Annotated in this window: 15 protein-coding genes; 6 read left to right on the top strand and 9 right to left on the bottom strand. The window is 72.1% G+C overall.

Going from position 1 to position 18,687, the window contains the following annotated elements; all coding sequences use genetic code 11:
* Positions 1-444: 444 nt before the first annotated feature.
* Positions 445-1,665 carry a hypothetical protein gene (locus tag ACRYR9_RS16690; protein WP_432497838.1) on the bottom strand — a complete coding sequence of 407 codons (1,221 nt, stop codon included), beginning with the start codon at positions 1,663-1,665 and terminating at the stop codon, positions 445-447.
* A 338-nt stretch (positions 1,666-2,003) separates the two neighbouring features.
* Positions 2,004-2,237 carry a toxin-antitoxin system HicB family antitoxin gene (locus ACRYR9_RS16685; RefSeq protein WP_432497835.1) on the bottom strand — a complete coding sequence of 78 codons (234 nt, stop codon included), beginning with the start codon at positions 2,235-2,237 and terminating at the stop codon, positions 2,004-2,006.
* Positions 2,238-3,114: 877 nt separating this feature from the next.
* Between ACRYR9_RS16685 and ACRYR9_RS16680 the strand changes: the two genes are divergently transcribed.
* From ACRYR9_RS16680 to ACRYR9_RS16660, 5 genes are all read left to right on the top strand, one after another.
* Positions 3,115-3,771: a nuclease-related domain-containing protein gene (locus ACRYR9_RS16680; RefSeq protein ID WP_432497832.1), complete on the top strand. Its 657-nt coding sequence runs from the start codon at positions 3,115-3,117 to the stop codon at positions 3,769-3,771.
* Between the two features lie 123 nt (positions 3,772-3,894).
* Positions 3,895-4,239: a hypothetical protein gene (locus ACRYR9_RS16675; protein WP_432497829.1), complete on the top strand. Its 345-nt coding sequence runs from the start codon at positions 3,895-3,897 to the stop codon at positions 4,237-4,239.
* A gap of 233 nt (positions 4,240-4,472) precedes the next feature.
* A complete protein-coding gene (locus ACRYR9_RS16670; RefSeq protein ID WP_432497826.1) occupies positions 4,473-6,779 on the top strand; it encodes an ATP-binding protein in 2,307 nt (768 codons plus the stop codon).
* 592 nt (positions 6,780-7,371) lie between these two features.
* On the top strand, positions 7,372-9,324 hold the full coding sequence (locus ACRYR9_RS16665; protein ID WP_432497823.1) for a sensor domain-containing diguanylate cyclase: 1,953 nt from the start codon (positions 7,372-7,374) through the stop codon (positions 9,322-9,324).
* A 571-nt stretch (positions 9,325-9,895) separates the two neighbouring features.
* The gene (locus tag ACRYR9_RS16660; protein ID WP_432497821.1) at positions 9,896-10,426 is read left to right on the top strand and encodes a hypothetical protein; all 531 of its coding nucleotides are present in this window, start codon (positions 9,896-9,898) and stop codon (positions 10,424-10,426) included.
* A gap of 183 nt (positions 10,427-10,609) precedes the next feature.
* Here the strand turns inward: ACRYR9_RS16660 and ACRYR9_RS16655 are convergent, their stop codons facing one another.
* The gene (locus ACRYR9_RS16655; RefSeq protein ID WP_432497818.1) at positions 10,610-11,161 is read right to left on the bottom strand and encodes a recombinase family protein; all 552 of its coding nucleotides are present in this window, start codon (positions 11,159-11,161) and stop codon (positions 10,610-10,612) included.
* A gap of 731 nt (positions 11,162-11,892) precedes the next feature.
* Between ACRYR9_RS16655 and ACRYR9_RS16650 the strand changes: the two genes are divergently transcribed.
* Positions 11,893-13,788 carry a SpoIIE family protein phosphatase gene (locus tag ACRYR9_RS16650; protein WP_432497815.1) on the top strand — a complete coding sequence of 632 codons (1,896 nt, stop codon included), beginning with the start codon at positions 11,893-11,895 and terminating at the stop codon, positions 13,786-13,788.
* A 505-nt stretch (positions 13,789-14,293) separates the two neighbouring features.
* Here ACRYR9_RS16650 and ACRYR9_RS16645 read toward each other — a convergent pair.
* From ACRYR9_RS16645 to mobC, 6 genes are all read right to left on the bottom strand, one after another.
* On the bottom strand, positions 14,294-14,587 hold the full coding sequence (locus ACRYR9_RS16645; protein WP_432497812.1) for a hypothetical protein: 294 nt from the start codon (positions 14,585-14,587) through the stop codon (positions 14,294-14,296).
* A 47-nt stretch (positions 14,588-14,634) separates the two neighbouring features.
* The gene (locus ACRYR9_RS16640) at positions 14,635-14,871 is read right to left on the bottom strand and encodes a BrnT family toxin (protein WP_432497810.1); all 237 of its coding nucleotides are present in this window, start codon (positions 14,869-14,871) and stop codon (positions 14,635-14,637) included.
* A gap of 302 nt (positions 14,872-15,173) precedes the next feature.
* Positions 15,174-15,317, bottom strand: coding sequence for a hypothetical protein (locus ACRYR9_RS16635; RefSeq protein WP_432509677.1), 144 nt, complete (start codon positions 15,315-15,317; stop codon positions 15,174-15,176).
* A gap of 242 nt (positions 15,318-15,559) precedes the next feature.
* Positions 15,560-16,345, bottom strand: coding sequence for a ParA family protein (locus ACRYR9_RS16630; RefSeq protein WP_432497806.1), 786 nt, complete (start codon positions 16,343-16,345; stop codon positions 15,560-15,562).
* A gap of 92 nt (positions 16,346-16,437) precedes the next feature.
* A complete protein-coding gene (locus ACRYR9_RS16625) occupies positions 16,438-17,613 on the bottom strand; it encodes a relaxase/mobilization nuclease domain-containing protein (protein ID WP_432497802.1) in 1,176 nt (391 codons plus the stop codon).
* Between the two features lie 35 nt (positions 17,614-17,648).
* Positions 17,649-18,191 carry a plasmid mobilization relaxosome protein MobC gene (mobC, locus tag ACRYR9_RS16620; protein ID WP_432497800.1) on the bottom strand — a complete coding sequence of 181 codons (543 nt, stop codon included), beginning with the start codon at positions 18,189-18,191 and terminating at the stop codon, positions 17,649-17,651.
* Between the last annotated feature and the right edge of the window lie 496 nt (positions 18,192-18,687).

The following is an 18,687-nucleotide window of genomic DNA, read 5'->3' as shown; positions in this document are numbered from 1 at the left end:
CCCCCCCCCCCCCCCCCCCCCCCCCCCCCCCCCCCCCCCCCCCCCCCCCCCCCCCCCCCCCCCCCCCCCCCCCCCCCCCCCCCCCCCCCCCCCCCCCCCCCCCCCCCCCCCCCCCCCCCCGGGACGAGGACCGGAGCAAGCGTAGCGCTCCGGCATACCTCGCACACGGAGCGGACAGGCAGGGGAGGACGCTCACCCGGCCCCGCGGGGGGTTCTGGTCGCGCCCTGGCGCGACCAGACGCGAGCGCAGCTCGCGTGGACCTGCGGCCGCCTAGCGGCCGCAGGCGCGGCCACCGTGGTGGTGGGCCTACCCGGCTGAGATCGTCGCGCCCCAGCGCGACGGAGAAGACGGGCAGGCCCACCACCACGACACGGTGCACCCACCCCGCCCGTGCGGAGTTTTCCGCGCGGCCGCACTACGGACGGCCGGCGCCTGGTGCGCGCTCACGAGGCGCCGACCGCGGCGAAGTGAGCGGTGGGGTGGGCGGCGGTGGGACGTCGTGCGCCGCGGCGGGCGGCCAGCGCAGCGCGCACCGCGGCCAGCTCTGCCGGTGCCGGCACCGCGGCGGCCACCGCAGCCGCGTGCGCCGCGCGGCGGGCGCGTAGCTGCTCGCGCAGCTGCGCTGCGGTGGCCGCGGAGGTGGCGCGGCGGGTGCTGACCGGGCCAGGTTTGCCGGCCCAGGGCGCCAGGCGGGCCCGGGCCCAGGCCACCGGCTGGCGCACGCTGGAGGTCCAGGTCCGTGCGCTGCCATCGGGGGCGTGGTCCAGGGCGTAGGCCAGGTCATCCACGCTCCAGCCCGCGCGTAGGAAGTCGCGCACCGCGGCGCGCACCGCGCGCTCACTCACCCCCCGCAGCTCCACGCTGCGCCGGCGCAGCGCCGCCGCCGCGGCCAGCTCCTCGCGCCGGGTCCGTGCCGTGGCGCTGTCGGCCCACACCACCGGGGCCGTCTTCCGCTCCAGGTCCTCGCCCGGGTCCTGGGCTGGCTCCTGCGCCGGTGCGCCGAGCTCGGGACTCACCCCTCCTCGGTCCGGGTTCTGCCCCGCCGCCGCACGGCTAGGTGCGGTGGTGCGCAGAGACTCGCGCGCGTCGCGCGCCCGCGTAGGGATCTCTCCTAAGGGAGAGATCGGGGGGGTGCCACTTTCATCCCCACCCACCCCAGCGATGGCCAGAGACAGAGGCCGAGGCAGGGGGAGGTGGGGGTACTGCGGTGCTGCCGCGTCCTGCCCGGCCTGCGGCGCGGGCAGGACTTGCCCCCGGACGGGCGTGGTCGCCTTCGCCGCTGCCTCCTCGACCGCCTCCGGGTCGTGCTCAGCGCGATGCTCGGAGGAGGGTGGGGCGGTGAGGACGTAGACGGCGGCGCGGTTGCCTTCGGTGGCATCCAGCGGGCTGCGGGTGGCCGGTGTGGAGCCGGTCTCGGCCACCAGCAGCAGCCCCCGCACCCGCAGCCACACCAGCCAGCGCGCCACCGCCCGCCGGCTCAACCCCGTCCGCGCGGTCAGCACCTCCCACGTCGGCGCCGACGTCGCATCCGGACGCGCAGCAGCCGCCAGCACCCACACCAGCGCCGTCACATTGCGGTAGGCGTCCACCCGCAACGCCGCCACGTCGGCGTGGGCGTCCACGGTGCGCACCCACACCGGCGCCCGCTGCACCAGCAACCCCACCCGCGCAGCCAGCAGCCGCGGATTCAGGGCAGGAGCGGAGTCAGTTAAGGCGCGTCGTCGCGCTCGGGCAGCCACCTCAAGCGGCCATCACCGCAGCCACCGGTGGCCGAGTAGGCCACCGCGTCAGGGTAGGTCGGGCCGGCGAGACGATTCCGTACGCCTCAACAAGCCCACACACGCCGCGAATACTTGAAGACAGACGAGACAGAGGTACGCTCAAGACAGCACAGCTCCTTGCAGAGGGGGAGTGCATTGAACGGACCGGCGGCCACCGGTCCGACTGCTTGGACGAGGGCTCCCGCGCCAACGGGGGCCCTTCGTCGTTGTAGGGGCCTGCCCTACGCCGACTGCGACAGCGGCAACTCCTCCTGGTGCTGGCTCCACCACAGCGGGCGGCCGGACTCATCCAGCTCCTCGCGTCGCAGCAGGTGCTCGAAGTAGGCCGCCATGGTCAGGCCAAGAGCTGCAGCAGCACGGGCGGCCTTCTCGTGGGCCTCCTCGTTGACGCGCATCGTGAAGCGGACCGACGTCGTGCCGTTGGGCCGACGCGTTCTGCCTACAGGACTGGGCATGGGGGTGATCCAACTCGCATGTGGCACCAGAGAGTTGGAGGTGGCGCGGCGTGTCGCGCAGAAAGCACGACGGCCCGTGCGGCCGGCCCGGCCGCACGGTGGCCTGGCTCCTGCGATCCACGACATCGTCTGAGCTCCCTCCGGCATGGGCGGCACGACAGCGACGACAATAACTCCTCAGGCGTCATTGTCGTCGGGGCGGCGCCCAGCACCCTTCAGGTGGTGCGGGTGGTGCTCCAGCGGCCCCGGCCCGGGCGGGCGGCCTGCCAGGCCTGCACCACCTCAGCCCGCCACAGCGGCGTACGCCCCACATGGTGATCCGCGGCCGGCGCGATGCCCTTGCTGACGTAGGAAGACCAGCCCCGCCGGGTGATGCCACAGTGCTCAGCGCACTGGTCAGCAGTCCACCACTGCTCCGCCTCCACCCCGCCCACCCCGCCACCGTAGACGCCGACCTCCGCAGCCTGGGCCCGCGACGGCGCCTCAAGACTGGCGGCCGCAGGGACCGGCCCAGGACGGGAGTGCAGCCGCACCGTCCTCAGCGAGGTGTTTGTGCAGCAGCCTGTTGCACGAATGCCTCGGGACCGCGTCCCACGTCGTCCGCTGCTCAGCGGTGGGTGCTGCAGGAATGCTCCGGCCGCGCCGAGCCTTGTAGGGAGTGGTCGCTTCGGTACATGTCCCCGGGCCTCACCCCAGCCGCTACGAGCGGCCGCTCGCCGAGAGGCGACTGTCGAAGAGACCACCCAGCACAGGGCCGCCCGGTCTGCAGACCGGGCGGCCCTCGCGCGTCCACCCCGCCGCACCCTCCACGAGCACGGCCATGGAAGTGCCGGCACCACGGCCCGCAACTGCAGCTTCTCCGGTGGCGGGTGCCTCGGTGGCAGGGGCGTCGGCGCAGCGGGAGTACGAACGCCGCACCCACCGCCGCGAGCAGGACATCCGCTCCCGCCACCGGCTGCTGGGCGGGCTGATCCTCGCGCTGAGCTCCGAGCCAGTCAGCACCCGCGTGTGGGCACAAGGCGCCGCCGGGGAACGAGCGGTAGCCGCCACGCTGGAGGAGCTGACCGGCTCCCACGTCACCGTGCTGCACGACCGGCGCCTGCGCCGCCCCGACGGGCGGCTGTCGCGGGCCAACATCGACCACCTCGCCGTGGCCGCCACCGGCGTGTGGGTCATCGACGCCAAGACCCACACCGGCGCCCTGGAAGTCCGCCGCACCGGCGGGCTCTTCACCCCCCGCACCGAGACCCTGTTCATCAACGGCCGCGACCAGACCCGTCTCATCGAGGGCCTGACCGGCCAGGTCGAATCCGTGGCAGCCGAGTTGGCCCGCGTCGGTGCCGACGTGCCGGTGCGCGGGGCGCTGTGCTTCGTGGGCACCGAACTGCCCTGGTTCGGCGAGAACATCGCCGGTGTACCGCTGGTGGGCCGGCGCGGTCTCGCCAAGCTCATCAAGCGCCCCGGCGAGCTGGGTCCTGCCGACCGCGATGCCCTCGCGGCCCACCTCGCCACCCGCTTCCCCGCAGCCTCCTGAGCCGAGCCACCGCTTGCACGTCGTGGTCCCTCAGCGGCGTGCGCGGATCTTGGCGTGCGCCCTCGGCAACCGAGGGGGCGGCGGCTGCGTCCCACGGGCGTGAAGCGTGCAGCAGTGGTCGGCGTGGTCCTCCTGGTACTCGGGCTCTCCGCCTGCGGTCAGGACCCAGCAGCGACGTGGCGCCTGGCCCAGGAGCCCGACCCGCAGGACGTGAGCGTGTCGGTGCTCGTGAGCGAGCGGGCGTGCTCCTCCGGGCGCACCGCTGAGGGCCGCATCCAGGAGCCGGAGGTGGAGTACCGGCGCGAGGAGGTGGTTATCACCGTCCGGGTCGATGCTCTCGACGGCGCCAACAGCTGCCCGGGCGCACCGGAGACCCCCTTCACGGTCGAGCTGTCCGAACCCATCGGCACCCGCGCCCTGGTGGACGGCGGCCAGGCCCCCGCCGCGACGGTCAGCCCACCCGGCTGAGCCACCACCTCGGACCAGCAGAGACGGACGCCTCAAGGGCGGTCATGACCGCGCCCCACCTGCGGTGTGAGCGTGCGTCGCCGACCTGCACCGGTGGCTGTCTGCACTGCTGGTGGTCTCGGCGTTCGGGGGAACGTGCGTGGCGGGTGGTCAAGGGACGCGTCAGGTCTGTCGACGGGTCAGGGATCCGCTCCGTTCGGAGCTGTCGCCGACCCGTGCCGAGAGGACGTCTCTTGCCGTCCAGCCTGTCCAGCAGCGCCACCGGGAGCTGGGGCGCGACCGCGTCGCGGCGTCCGGCTGCCGCCGCTGTGCGCCGCAGCTTCGGTTTCGCGGTGGTGTTCTGCGCGGCGGTGTTCCTGGGCCGCTTGACCGTCATGGACGGCACCAGCTTGAGCCTGGTGTGGCCGGCGGCGGGTGTGGCGGTGGTGTGGTTCGCCGCGCAGCGCGGTGCGGGCACTCGTTGGTTGGACTGGCCGGCCCTGGCGCTGATCACGTTCTCGGTCAACGTCTGGACCGGGGCACCGGCGGCGCTGGCGGTGTGTTTCGTGGGCGCCAACGTCGCCCAGGTCGCCGTCTTCGGGGTGCTGTACTCCCGCTGGTGCCCCCGCCTGTGGGGTGCCGGTGGACGTGAGCCGCTGGCCGGGACCGGGCAGCTCGCCCGTGTGCTGGCTGCCGCGGTGCTGGCCACCGCCGCCGGCGGCGTCCTGGGTCCGGTGGCGGTCGGGGTGCTGACCGGTCATTGGTCCCCGCTGACGGCGGTGGTGTGGATGACCCGCAACACCGTCAGCGTGGTGCTCATCGCCGCTGTCGGTTTCCGCATCGGTTGCCTGCTCAGCGCCCGCAGCGAGCAGCGCGCCGCCGCTGGCAGTGCCGGGGCCGCGGTCGGGGAGGGCTTCCGGGTGCGGCTGCCGTTCATGTGGCCCCGTGGCTGGCGGGCCGTGGAGCTCATCGCCGTCCTGGCCTGCTCCGCCACCGGCTACGTGCTGGTCTTCGGCGTCCTGGAGGACCTGCCCATCGCCTTCCCCCTCATCGCGCTGACGGTGTGGGTGGCGCTGCGCTTCGACACCACCATCGTCGTCGTCCACGACTTCGTGGTCGGTGTGGTGGCCGTTCTGCTCACCCTGTCCGGTCACGGCGCCTTCGCCTACATCCCCGACGACGCCACCCGTGCCCTGGTGGTGCAGGCCTTCGTCGGTGTCATCGCCGCCGTCGGCCTGGCGCTGGCTCTGGGGCGTGATGAGCGCGAAGTGCTGCTGGCGCGGGTGCGTCACGAGGCCGCCGATGCCCGCGTCCAGCGCGCCGTGGCTGAGGAGCACAGAAGGCTGGCGGAGCTGGCGATGGCAGAGGCGGAGGAACGTCACGAGCTGGTCAACGCGGTGCTGGAGACCGTGGACGTGGGCATCGTCGTCGCCGCCCCCGACGGGCACCTGGCCGTGCTCAACCGCACGGCACTGGACTGGCACGGGCTGAAGGCCGACGCCGCCGTGGACGACGGCGTGGACCCGGCCGAGTACGCCGGCGTCTACGACCTCCACGCCGCGGACGGCACCACACCGCTGGGCCCGTCCGAGGTCCCGCTGGCGCGGGTGCTGCGCGAGGGGTCGGTCAGGGACGTGGAGATGGTCATCGCCCCCGCTGGGCGCCCGCCGCGCACCGTGTTGTGCTCCGGGCGCACCCTGCGCAGCGGTGACGGCACGTCCCTGGGAGCGGTGGTCGTCATGGCTGACGTCACTGCCGCCCGCGCCCGCGAGGCGGCCCTGGCCAGCGCTCACGAGGAGCTGGCGCAGCGCAGCGCGGAGCTGGAGCGCTCCAACGCCGAACTGGCGCAGTTCGCCGGCGTGGCCAGTCACGACCTCAACTCCCCGCTGACCGTCATCGCCGGCTACATCGAGATGCTCGGTGAGGTCTACGGCGAGCAGCTCGGCGAGCAGGGCCGCGACTGGGTGGGCACCGCCCTGAAGGGCACCACCCGCATGAAGGACCTCATCGAGTCGCTGCTGGCCTACTCCCAGGCCGGCGCCGTGCAGTGCCAGCGTGATCGGGTCGAGCTGCGCGCGATCCACGACCAGGCCGTTCTGGACCTGCGCACCGCCATCCGGACTGCTGCTGCACGCGTCAGCGCCGGCCCCCTGCCGGTGCTCTACGGCGACCCGGTGCTGCTGCGCCAGCTCCTGCAGAACCTCATCGGCAATGCGATCAAGTACCGCTCACCGCAGCGGGCCTGCCGCGTCGCGGTCAGCGCCAGCCAGGACGGCGAGGGGTGGAGCGTCGCGGTGGCCGACAACGGCATCGGCATCCCGCCCGAGCAGCGCCGATCGGTCTTCGCCATGTTCGCCCAGGTCGACCGCACCGCCGGCACCGGCCACGGCATCGGCCTGGCCACCTGCCAGCGCATCGTCGAGCGCCACGGCGGGCGCATCTGGGTGGAGGAGACCCCCGGCGGGGGCACCACCGTCCGCTTCACCCTGCCCCAGCGCCAGCCTGAAGCCCTCATCCCCTGCGTGACCTACCCGACAGCAGCAGCGGCCTCGCTCAACTGAACATCGGGCACCTCAGATGCCAGAGCCCCACTCATCCAGAGCTCCAGCCATGTCGGCGTGCACGTGCGTCCGCTCGTCGCTCGGCGCTCGTTCCTGCCTCACAGAGGAAGGACGTCATGACTGGATGCGAGGCAGTTCCGCTTCAAGGTCGGGCCATGGCGGGCACAGGGCCTGCGCTGGGGCCTGCGGTGCTTCTCCTCCCCTGGGCCTCGGCCGGGTCTCGGCCCGGCCGAGGCGATGCGGGACGGTCTTCGGGCCGCTCAGTTGGTCGTGTCGATCGGCGTGGGAGGTCCCGTGAACCTGGGCTGTCGTGCCGGTCGTGGTGCTGTGAGCACGCGTGGTGGCACTGCCGGGCTGAGTGGGTAGTCGCTGCACGGGGTGGGCCGCACGGGGTCAAGTGGCGGGGGTGAACGACCGATCTGCTGGGGACCCCGCGCCACGGTGGAGCTGGGTGGGCAGCTCGACCGCAACTGGGAGGCAGGCCGAAGTGGAGCGCGTTGGAGATCGCCGGCTGCAGCCTCGATGGTCGCGCGGGCACGCCCTCGGACGGGTACCTCTCACGGCGCTGGCGCGCAGCGCAGCGTTCGCGGCGGTGTTCACCCTGGCGGTCTTCCTGGGCCGGCTGACGGTGATGGACGGCACCAGCCTGAGCCTGGTGTGGCCGGCGGCAGGGGTGGCGACGCTGTGGTTCGCCGTGCAGCGCGGCGCCGGGACCCGGACGCTCGACGTCACAGCTCTGGCCCTGATCACCTTCACCGTCAACGCCCTCACAGGAGCGGCGCCGCTGCTGGCGATGTGCTTCGTGGCTGCCAACCTCGTGCAGGTCGCCGTCTTCCACGTCCTGCTGGGCCGCTGGGAGCCCGCGCTGTGGGGCGCAGGCGGCACCGAGCCGCTGACCGGCAGCCGCCAGCTGGCGCGGGTGCTGCTGGCCGCGCTGGTGGCCACCGCTGCGGGTGCCCTGCTGGGGCCGACCTCGGTGGGGGTGCTGACGGGGCACTGGTCATGGTTGACGACTGCGGTGTGGATGACGCGCAACACCGTCAGCGTCGTGCTCATCGTGGGGCTGGGCTTGCGGGTGGGCTACCTCCTCGCCGCGCACCGGCGCCAGCGCGCCGCCGCCCGCGCCGGCGGGCGTGAGCCGGTCACGTTGCCCTTCCAGCGCCTGGACGGTGCCCGCCGCCTGGAGCTGGCGCTGTTGCTGGCCGCCTCCGCGGGCGGGTACCTGCTGGCCTTCCACGTGCTGGAGACGCTGCCGATCGCGTTCCCGCTGATCGCGCTGACGGTGTGGGCAGCGCTGCGCTTCGACACCACGATCGTGGTGGTGCACGACTTCGCCGTCGGGGTGGCCGCGGTGCTGTTCACCCTGTCAGGACACGGCCCCTTCGCCTTCGTCGCCTCCGACTCCACCCGTGCACTGGTGGTGCAGGGCTTCGTCGGCCTGGTCGCCGTGATCGGCCTGGCGCTGGCACTGGGCCGCGATGAGCGCGAGGTCCTGCTGCACAAGGTGCGCCGGCAGGCCGCTGAAGCCGTCGAGCGCACCGGGCACGTGGAGGTCCTGGCCCGAGTGGCGCGGCAGCTGTACACCTCCGAGGACGTGCGCGCCGACATCTGCGCCGCCGCACGCGAGGTCTCCGGGGCGGACATGGTCTACCTGCTGGAGCCGGACGGGCTCGGGAACCTGGTCTCCACCGCCGCCGACGGAGTGCAGGTGCCGCCGTTGACCTTCAACCTGGACGGCGAGCCCTCGCTGACCGTGCGCGCCTTCCGCGGCGGCAAGCTGTTCTTCGTCGGTGACGTCGCCCAGCGCACGGACGCCTCTGAGCGGGTGGCGCGGGGCCTGGGCGTGGCCGCCGCGGCCTGGCAGCCGGTGCTCACCGGTGCCGAGCAGGCCATCGGCGTGCTGGCGCTGGCCTGGCACCGCCCGGTGTCGGCGCTGCCCGGGCACGTGCCGGCGATGCTGGAAACCCTGGCCTCGGAGGCGGCGGCGGCGATCGAGCGCGGCGACCTGCTGGTGCGCCTGGCCACCGCCGCCGGGCGCGACGCGCTGACGCAGCTGGCCAACCGCGGACGCTGGGACGAGGCCGCCGCCGCCGAGATCGCCCGCGCCACCCGCTACGGGATGCCGCTGACGTTCGCCCTGGTCGACCTGGACCACTTCAAGCGCTACAACGACACCCGCGGGCACCTGGCCGGCGACGCACTGCTGCGCGACTTCGCCGCCGCCGCCGCCGGGCAGCTGCGCGACGTGGACACCCTGGCCCGCTGGGGCGGGGAGGAGTTCGCCCTGGCCCTGCCTGGGTGCACCGCAGCCGAGGCCCTCGCCGTGGCCGAGCGGATCCGTGCGTGCGTGCCACACGCGCAGACCTGCACCGTCGGCATCGCCCAGTGGAGCAGCGGGCAGAGCGCCGACGATGCTCTGCACGCCGCTGACCGAGCCCTGTACCGGGGCAAGAGCATCGGCCGCAACGTCAGCGTCATCGCTGGTGCTGACACCGGCGATGACGCCCCTGCAGAAGAGCGGGTCAACGAGGTGCGCACGCCTTAACCATGCGAAGAGCGTGAGTTCGGACATCGATGCGATCACCCGACCGCGCACCGTGACCCCGACCCGCAGATAAAGGACGTTATCTGAAAGGTTAGAGGGTTACATTCGGGCCGTGACTCCCCCAGGCGCCGATGCTGTTGACGACGCCGCCTGCTCAAGAGAAGTAACCTAATTGCCCGACGTCAGCCCAACATAAGCCGCCCATGCGCCGTCGGCGGTATTGATACCTATCCGCTGGGATGTCATGGCTCCCGCATCGACGACGTAAGGGTCTCAGACCACTCTGTACGTCTTGTTCGGAACCTGTATAATTCGCCGTGTGCTTGAGAGTGGCAGTTAAGGTCCAGTGCGCCCCAAGTTGACGGCGTGTATTTGGTGCGGCGGACGCCCGCTCACCCGGGAGCACCTGCTGCCGCAGTGGACGAAGCAGCTCGTATCACTGGGTGAAAACTCTCGGACGGAAACCATATGGGACAAAGACCTCCACAAGTACATTAGTAGGGAAAGTAAGCAGGGAACTCCCTTCACGAAACGCCCAAGGATTGTCTGCCGAGAGTGCAATGAGGGTTGGATGAGCGCCCTTGAGCAGGCAGTCAAGCCTATTCTGGAACCGATGATTCTAGGCCAGAAGACTAATCTAAGCGTGCAAGACGCCGAGATTCTCGCGGCCTGGCTGATGAAGACCGCCTATGTGTCGCAGGGCGTTGGTGACTGGTTCGCCACAGGCGAGGAGATGCAACGCTTCGCCCATGATTCGCACCGTCCGCCGGAAAACTTGCGGGCCTGGATCGGCGCGTGGCGAGGGGGCAAGGGTGGCGATGTGTGGACCTATGCCTGGGAGTGGGCCGAAGACAGCAACACCCGCCAGTTCCTCCAGAACTCGCACTTTACCGTTTTCGCCATAGGCCATGTGGCCGTCGTTGTGGCGCGCTCCCCCGACCCCAACCTGATGGCCTACAGCCCGCCCGGACGTTGGGGCCTGCACTTAAAACAGCTGTGGCCCACGAGTCAAACAGTGGCCTGGCCGCCATTACTGGACATGACCCTTGAGCGCGTCCTTAAACTTCGCAGGCGGTACGTCAATGGCCTGAATGCAAGGTAGGTGGCCACGACGAAACGCTTCCCGCCAGGTGGGGGTAAGGGGAGCGCTATTTAGCCACCGTCTACCGGGACGCTCCTCCACCGATGCGACGGCTGACTCGCTGGCGCACCACGTCGTCCCGGTAGACCTGTCCGTCATAGTCGTCTCGGACGGGGGCCTCATGCGGTCCCTCGCTTGAGGACATCAGGGTGCTGGGTTGAGGGCCCGGTACAGCGTGGCCCGTGAGACGCCGACCGCGGCGGCAGTCTTAGCTACGGAGTGCTGCCCGTCGGCCAGCAGCGCTCGGGCAGCGGCCAGCTTGGCCGGGGTCATCACGGCTGGCCGCCCTCCACGCCGCCCGCGGGCGGCCGCGGCCTCCAGCCCGGCAGCGGTGCGCTCACGCAGCAGGTCGCGCTCGAACTCTCCCAACGCACCGAAGAGGTGCAGGACGAGACGGCCGGTGGCGGTGGTGGTGTCGATGGACTCCGTCAGAGACCGGAAGCCCACTCCCCTGCTGTCGAGGTCGTCGATCAACTGCAGGAGGTGGCGCAGGGAGCGAGCCAGGCGGTCCAGGCGCCAGACGACCAGGACGTCGCCGGGACCCAGGCGGGCCAGGACGTCGTCCAGGGCCGGGCGGGCTGCGAGGGCGCCGGAGGCGGTGTCGGTCCAGACGTGGTAGCAACCGGCCGCGGTGAGGGCGTCGTGCTGCAGGGCGGGGTCTTGGGCGGTGGTGGAGACGCGGGCGTAGCCGAGCAAGTGACCGGGCCGCTGGGCGCTCGAGCGTGTGGGCGAGGAGGCGGGCACAGTTGGGACCGTCCCAGAAGGCACTGACCGGCCGACGGTGAGACGCCAGTTGTGGACACGGATTGTGAGACGGCGTGTCGCGACCCTGCGGCCTCTCCCCCAAGGAGTCTCAGAAACGGTCGGTTGAGAGACGATCCCGCGAGGTCCTCACCGCGCCACCTCACGCCAGCCGGTCCCGCCGCCACGAGGGCCGGGCGAGGCGCCACGCGAGGCGTGAGCCCCGGTGTAACGCTCCCGCCGGTGGTGTCGATGTGGTCGCTGAGTCCGGGGGGCTCGCGGTCGAAGTCCGGGGGGGCTACGACCCGCGAGGCCGGCTCACAGCAGGGGGGAACGTTGCGTCGCGTCTGGTGACAGGGGGCTTGTCACCAGACGCCGCACAAGCCGCTCCCCCAGCACCCCATCCCCCGGGGCCGTCCTGCAGATCACGGCGCCCGACGAATGCGCGCTCATGTCGAATTCCGGATGGCGCTCGGAACGGAGAGCTACAGGCCCAGTCCTGCCACCCGACCAGCAAGACCGCGGGTCAAAGGTCCAATCCCGCAGCAGCGGGGCCGGGCCTCTATTGTTCTGCGCGACTGACTGCGTGACTGGCGTCCGGCGTCGGGTGACGGAAGCACGGGAGTGGTCTGCGCCGGGCCAGGACCGCACCACTCCCCGGAGGACGGGATGCCCAGGTGAAGCATGTGTCGCGCATCGATCTTGCGGCCATCTTCGACGTCCTGCCCACGTCCTACGCGGTGCTGGACACCGATCTGCGGTTTGTGGCGGTCAACGGGGCCTTCTTGAAGTCGTCCGGTCGCGCACGCCACCAGCTCATCGGCCAGTTGATCACCGAGGTCTTCCCCGACAACCCCGACGATCCCGGGGCGTCCGCGACGGCCAACTTGACGGCCTCTCTGCGACGGGTGCTGCACACGGGGCGGCAGGACACGATGCCGCTGCAGAAGTACGACGTCGCCGACGCCGACGGCGTCTTCCACGCGCGTTGGTGGAGCCCGGTGAACGCCCCGGTCCTCGATGAGGCCGGGGAGGTGGTGCTGCTGCTGCACCGGGCCGAGGAGGTCACCGACTACGTCACCGAGCGGCAGCGGCAGCGTTTCGAGTCCGGTGTCGACCTGTACGACGTCACCGGCGACCGCTACCGCGCCGAGGCGGACCTGTACGTGCGTGGTCAGGAGCTGCGCGCCGCCTTGACCACCGAGACCGCCGAGGCGCAGCGCCTGGCGGGCATGGTGCAGGTGGCGCTGCAGCTGAGCGGCGCCGAGACCGTCGCGCAGCTGACCGACATCGTCATCGGTAGCGGTCTGGGCGTGCTGGGCGCCGAGGGCGGTGCTGTCGCGGTCCGCGCCGGCAGTGGCAGCGGCAGCGTGGGCGACAGCGGCGAGGGGGAGGTGCTGGAGCTGACGCTGACCGACTCCCTCGGCGAGCAGGCCCGCCGCACGTTCGCCCATGTGCCGGTGGACAGTCCGTTGCCGGTGGCCGTGGCCGCCGCCACCGGCGAGGTCGTCGTCGTGCCCGACCGCGAGGCCGCCCTGGCCTTCACCGACCAGATGGAGGAGGTCGTCACCAGCACCGGGTTGGGCACCTGGGTGTCCCTGCCGCTGCAGGCCGCGGGCCGCTCGCTGGGCGGGCTGACGATCGCCTGGCGCGACCGGCAGGACTTCACCGACCGCGACTTCGAGCTGATGAGCGCCTTCGCCGCGCAGTGCGCGCAGACCCTGGCCGCGATCCAGGTCCGCGAGCAGGAACGCCGGGTGGCCGGCGAGCAGCGGCGCCTGACCGAAGCGCTGCAGCGCAGCCTGCTCACCGCGCCGTTCGAACCGGACCACCTGCAGATCGCCGTCCGGTACCTGCCGGCGGCGGCCGAGGCGCAGATCGGCGGCGACTGGTACGACTGCTTCCTCACCCCCACCGGCGCCACCACGATCGTCGTCGGGGACGTGGCCGGGCACGACCGTGACGCCGCAGCCGCCATGGCGCAGGTGCGCAACCTGCTGCGCGGGGTCTCGATCACCCTGTGCGAGCCGCCCGCGGCGGTGCTGGCCGGGCTGGACCGGGCCATGCACCACCTCGGCGTCGGGGTGATCGCCACCGCCGTCCTGGCTCAGGTGGAGCAGACACCCGAGCAGAAGGCGGCGGGACTGCGGACCCTGCGGTGGTCCAACGCCGGGCACCCGGCGCCGGTGCTCGTCGCTGCCGACGGCAGGGCCCGGCTCCTGCACACCTCCCCGGACCTCCTACTGGGTCTGCTTCCCGACACTGAGCGCACCGACCACTCCGTGACCCTGGAGCCGGGCGCGACGGTCGTCCTGTACAGCGACGGTCTCGTCGAACGCCGCGACGCCCCGTTGCAGGACGGCATGGAGTGGCTGCGGTCCACGGTCGAAGGACTGCACCACCTCCCGGTGGAGGAACTCTGCGACGCCCTCTTGGTCCAGGTCGACGACTCGCCCGAGGACGACATCGCGCTACTGGTGCTGCGGGCCCACCCCGAGGACGGCCCCCGCCCGCAGGAGGCCGGCCCCCTGGTGCTGCCCCCGACCCCTCCGAGGGAGGCGCCACCCCTGATTCAGCCGTGAGGCATCCACCTCCTCGCGCGTGAGCCGTCTGCGACGCAGCTTGAAAGGGTGGTGCTTCATTGATCAGCGGCCGTCCTTGGTCATGGCGCCGTCCGCGCGGGCGCGCTCATGCCGCCCCGCGGGCGCGATCATGGCCGCCGCCGGACGTTTTCAACTGCCGCTGTGCGGGCGCAGGGTCGGATCTCAGCCGAAGAGGTTGAAGGCGTGGACGATGGTGAAGGCGCCTGCCCCCACGCCGGCACTCAGTGCTAAGCGACGCCACCATGCTGGGCTTCCCACCGGACGAAGCCCGGGCTCCTCGAGGAGCCGTAGACGCTCAGCCACCCGCCACGCACGAGACCGCTGCCGTTCCACCGTCGCACGGTAGAGGCCAGCCCTGGACAACGGTCGGCTTCGGAACGCCTCCGCCCTTGCGTGAATCGGGCGGCCACCGATCTCGATCACCGTGTCAGCGACGAAGAGGACCTCCGGCGGCGCGTCGGGGGTCCTCTTCGTCGCGTGGCTGTCAGGCGTGGGTGGATTCCTTGTTCTCAAGGCGGGCGAAGCGCTGCCGGACGGCTTGGCGGCTCACGCCGAGGGGCAGCGCGAGGTCGTTCCAGCTGGCGCCGGCTCGCCGGGCACGGAGCACGGCCGCCTCGAGGGCGGCCTCGGCGGCGTGCACCTGGTCGGCGGCCTCGGCGACGTCGCGAACCTCCTGGGAGACGACGCGGGCGGGAGTGGTCGCAGGGTCGAGGCTGTCGAGCCACTCCGTCGCGGCGTCGTGTTCGTGGGCCTCCTGGGCGGGGGTCAGCTTCGGCATGGTGGGCGGCAACCTTCGCGGGTGGGGTGGGTTGCTGAGGGGTGGGCTCAGTCGAGGTAGCGGTAGAACGCGGGGCGTAACTGCATCGCGTGGATGATCTTCGGTTCGGTCTCGGGCGTGAGGATCACGATCTCGAGCAGGCGACCGGCGCGGTCGGCGCCGATCACGAGGATCCGGTACGGGTCGCGGTCGTCCTGGGGGATGACGCGCAGCGGGTGCCGGGCGGCATGGCGGGCGTCCTCCTCGTCGACGTCATGCTTGCCGGCGCTGGGGGTGACCTCCACTCCCCCGACCGTACGCCGCCTCACACCAGACAGACAAGTCAGGTTGTCTGAACTCCCGTTGGGCGAGGTTGCTCTCGCGGCCCTCCCCCCACTGCCACGACCACCCGCGTCGGCGAAGCAGGTCAGCTGCAGGGGGCGACGATGACGACGCGACCGGCGACCGCCTGGGGTCAGCACCTGGCGCACGACGATGGAAACCGACGCGGAAGTCGAGTAGGTCACGCCATCTCTGCGCCCTTCACTACACTGAGCTGCATGTTTACATGCATGCTTGTAAGCTGGCTGACAAGTATGCATGTCACCTAGTCGGCATGCATGCTTCCTTGCTGGCGGTCCAGGTACTCCGTCAGCGCCGCCTCGGTGACCTCCTGAAGGCTGCGGCTGGACTCCACGGCGTGCAGCTTGGCCCGGCGGCGCAGGTTGGCCCTGATCCGTACGGAGAACATCTGCAAGGGCTCCTCGGCGGCCGGGGGCATAGGGACGGGCACCGACGCGGGGTCTGGCTCAGGGGCCGACGTAGGGGTCGGGGCGGCGGCGGGCGCCTCGGTCATCGCGGTTGCGGCGGACTCCAGGGTGGAGTCGGCCTCCCACAGGGGCGCCGCGGGCGGCCCCTCCTCCGGCGCAGGAGCCACCGGGTGCGGGCGGCTGGGCGCCTTGGGCAGCGCCACCTTGGGCTGAGGCCTGGGCATCAGGAGCTCACCTGCGCTGCGGCCGTCTCGGCCAGGGCTGCGACACGCTCGGCGAGGGCTTCGTAGACCTCGGCCACGGGGCGCCCATCGGCGCCGTAGTCGGACACGGAGGCGCTGGCGCCCATGGCGGCAGCCACCACCGCCCGCGCCGGCACGTAGGGCTCCCAGACGCTGGCGCCGTAGACCTCGGCAACCTCCTGCACCCGCAGGGCCGACTCGTTCGTGCGGCTCTGGTGGTTGATCACGATGCCCGCCAGCTGCAGCTGGCGGTTGTAGTGCTCCTGGACCACCTGCAGGGTGCGCAGCACGTTGTCGACCCCCCGCAGGGAGGCCGCGGAGGGCTCGGTGACGACCACAACATGCGTGGCGGCCACGAAGCCCAGAACGACCAGGCGCCCGATGGAGGGCGGGCAGTCGATGAGCACCACGTCATAGCCGTCCACGCCATCCAGGGCCTTGCGCAGGCGGAACTCCGAGCCGGGGGACAGGTCCGTCTCCCGCTCGGCCAGATCCAGCGTGGAGGCGATGACGTCGATGCGCTCTCCCCAGCCGGCTCGCTGGATGGCCTCACCGGCCACGGCGCGGGTGTCGGCGTAGATGACGTCGTTGACGTTGCGGTGCTCGGCCAGGGGGTCCACGCCCAGCCACTGCGTCAGGTCCGCTTGGGGGTCCAGGTCCACGCAGAGCACCCGCAGGCCCCGCCGGTCCAGGGCGGAGGCGATGCCCACGACGGTGGAGGTCTTGCCCACCCCGCCCTTCTGGTTCGTGAACGCCACAGTCAACATGCAGGAATGCATACATGCTGACTATTTGACATGTAAGCCGACTCGCCGTGGGCGCGCCATCGCTATCGCAACTGCGCTTGATGCGGGAACGGCTACCGCTCGATGCCGTGGTCGCGTCGGCGCTGGGCATCCAAAGCCGGATCGCGGGCGGGGTCGTAGGTGCTGGCAGTGGTGGGGGAGCGCCGGGTGGCTTCGGAGGCGGGATAGGCCTGGGAGGCCCGCACGATCCGCATCACCTCGGCCAGCTCCACGGCCTCCGCCGCCTTGCGGGCCTGCTCCTGCTCGGCCTGCTCCTTGCGGGCGGCCCACCAGCCCGCGGCCCGCTCGATGCCGGCAGCGGCCAGCGCCGGGACCTGCGCCCGATCCCGCTCCGCGGCCTGCTCGGCGGCCTCCTGCTGAGCCTGGCGCACCTGGGCCTGGTGACCGGCGCGGGTCTGCAGCAGCTTCTTGGGCACCTTCACCACCGGCACCGGCGCCGGGTGCTGCTCGGGATCGAGCAGGGGAGCGACCTTGCCCCAGGACAGGGCCTTGTCCACCTGGGAGGCCTTCAGCCACACCGCCTCACCGGCGGCGTCGACGTGACCGGGCAGGTGGAAGGAGTACCCCGACACCCGCCCCGTGGAGGCCACGCTTGCCCGGTGCTGAACGCCGGCGACCTCCAGGGCGGCCTCGAAGCCGTCCCGGCCCCGCCCCGTGCTGGCGGCCAGCGCCGCGTGCACCCGACTGGCCAGCTGCACCCGCTCCGGCACCGTCTGGGTGCGCTCAGCGCGGCGCCACTCACCCGCACTGAGCTGATGATCCGCCACCCGCTTGGTGGCCGCACTGCTCACCCGCGGCGCAGCGGCGAGACGGTGCTCGGCTTCCAGTTCGCTGCAGGCGGCCTGCGCGGCGCGGTAGTCATGCCGCCCCGCCCACAGCGCCCCGTCGTAGTTGACCCGGCTCATGGCCAGGTGCACGTGGTCCTCCCCGTGCCGGATCAGCACCCATGGATGCGCCTCGAAGCCCATCCGCGCCGCGAAGCCGGTGGCCAGATCAGCCCACTCCGCGTCCGTGAGGGCCCGGTCACCGGGTGCTGCGCGCAGGCTCACGTGCCAGATCGCCTTGGCGATCTCCGGGCGTGCAGCGGCGGCCTCACGCAGCTCATGCGCCCACACATCCCCCACCGTGGCGCCCTCCAGGCACAGGCTGCCGCCGATCACCGCACCCCCACTGCGCCCGGCGTAGACGTGCTCGTTCGCCCGGCCCGGCCCGTGCAGATACCGCGCCAACGCCCGCGCATCCGACCCCCGCGTGATCTTCGCGATCACCGCCGCGCCCCCTGCCCCGAGGCGGCGGGTTTCGCCGGATCCGCGGCCGGGTTTTCCCGCCGCGACGACCCGCCAGGGACCGCAGCCGCTGACCCGGCAGCAGAGGTGGGGGAGTGGCCGGGGGAGTGGCCGGGGGAGTGCGCTGCCGGTGAGGCCGGCAGGTGCTGGGCCATCCACGCCCGCACCTGCCCCACCCCCGCCCGCACCTGAGCGACCGCGGTCTCGATGCGCCCCACCGCGACCGGATCCACGCCATGGGTGTGGGCCAGGCGCACCGCCTGGTTCAGGTTCGCCCCGATCCGCGTCAACTCACCCCGCAACGCCCGCACCTCACCCGCCAACCCAGCACCCGCACCCGAGCTCGCGTCCGTGGCTTCTAGGGCGGCGTTCATCGCCGCGACCAGCTCCACCGGCGCCGGCACCTCAGCACCCGCGGCGCGGGCCTCTTCGGTTACCGCGGCAGCCGCCTGCGCCAGTGCCTGCGTCTTCTGCCGCGCCAGCTCCTCCGCGGCCAGGTGCGTGGTGATGACCTCACGCACCCACGCACCCATCTCCTTACGCCCCGACTGTGCCCGCGCCGTATCCCAGGCCGCCCACTCCGCCTCACTCAACCGCGTCGACACCAACCGCGCCCGCGCCACTCCCGGCACACCCCGCGGCATCAGCGCACCCCCCGACGCACAGACCCACCCACGAGCCCAGCTGCAGCCACGGAGCTGATCTCAGACCCAGCCACCGACAGGCGAGCACCACGGACACCGACCCGGTGCCCGCACCAGGCGTGCCCTCCTGGCGAGCACCCCCGAAGCCGGCCACACCCAGCACCGTTGTCGCTTCCGCACCGACCCATCGCCGCGCCTCCCGCTCACCACGCCACGTCCCGCCGCGTCCTGCACCGCCTGCACCGCCGGCGGTGCAGGCCGGCGCCCGCCCCTCCCGTGCGGCCCACCCGGTCGCACCAGCACGCCCCACCCGGGCCCCAGCACGGGCCCCCCGCCGCCGGGCCCCCGTGGCACCGTGCCAACCGAGGAGGCC

The sequence above is a fragment of the Kineococcus auxinigenes genome (genome assembly GCF_050871525.1).
Lineage (GTDB): Bacteria > Actinomycetota > Actinomycetes > Actinomycetales > Kineococcaceae > Kineococcus.
This window is presented reverse-complemented; position numbering and strand designations above follow the sequence as displayed.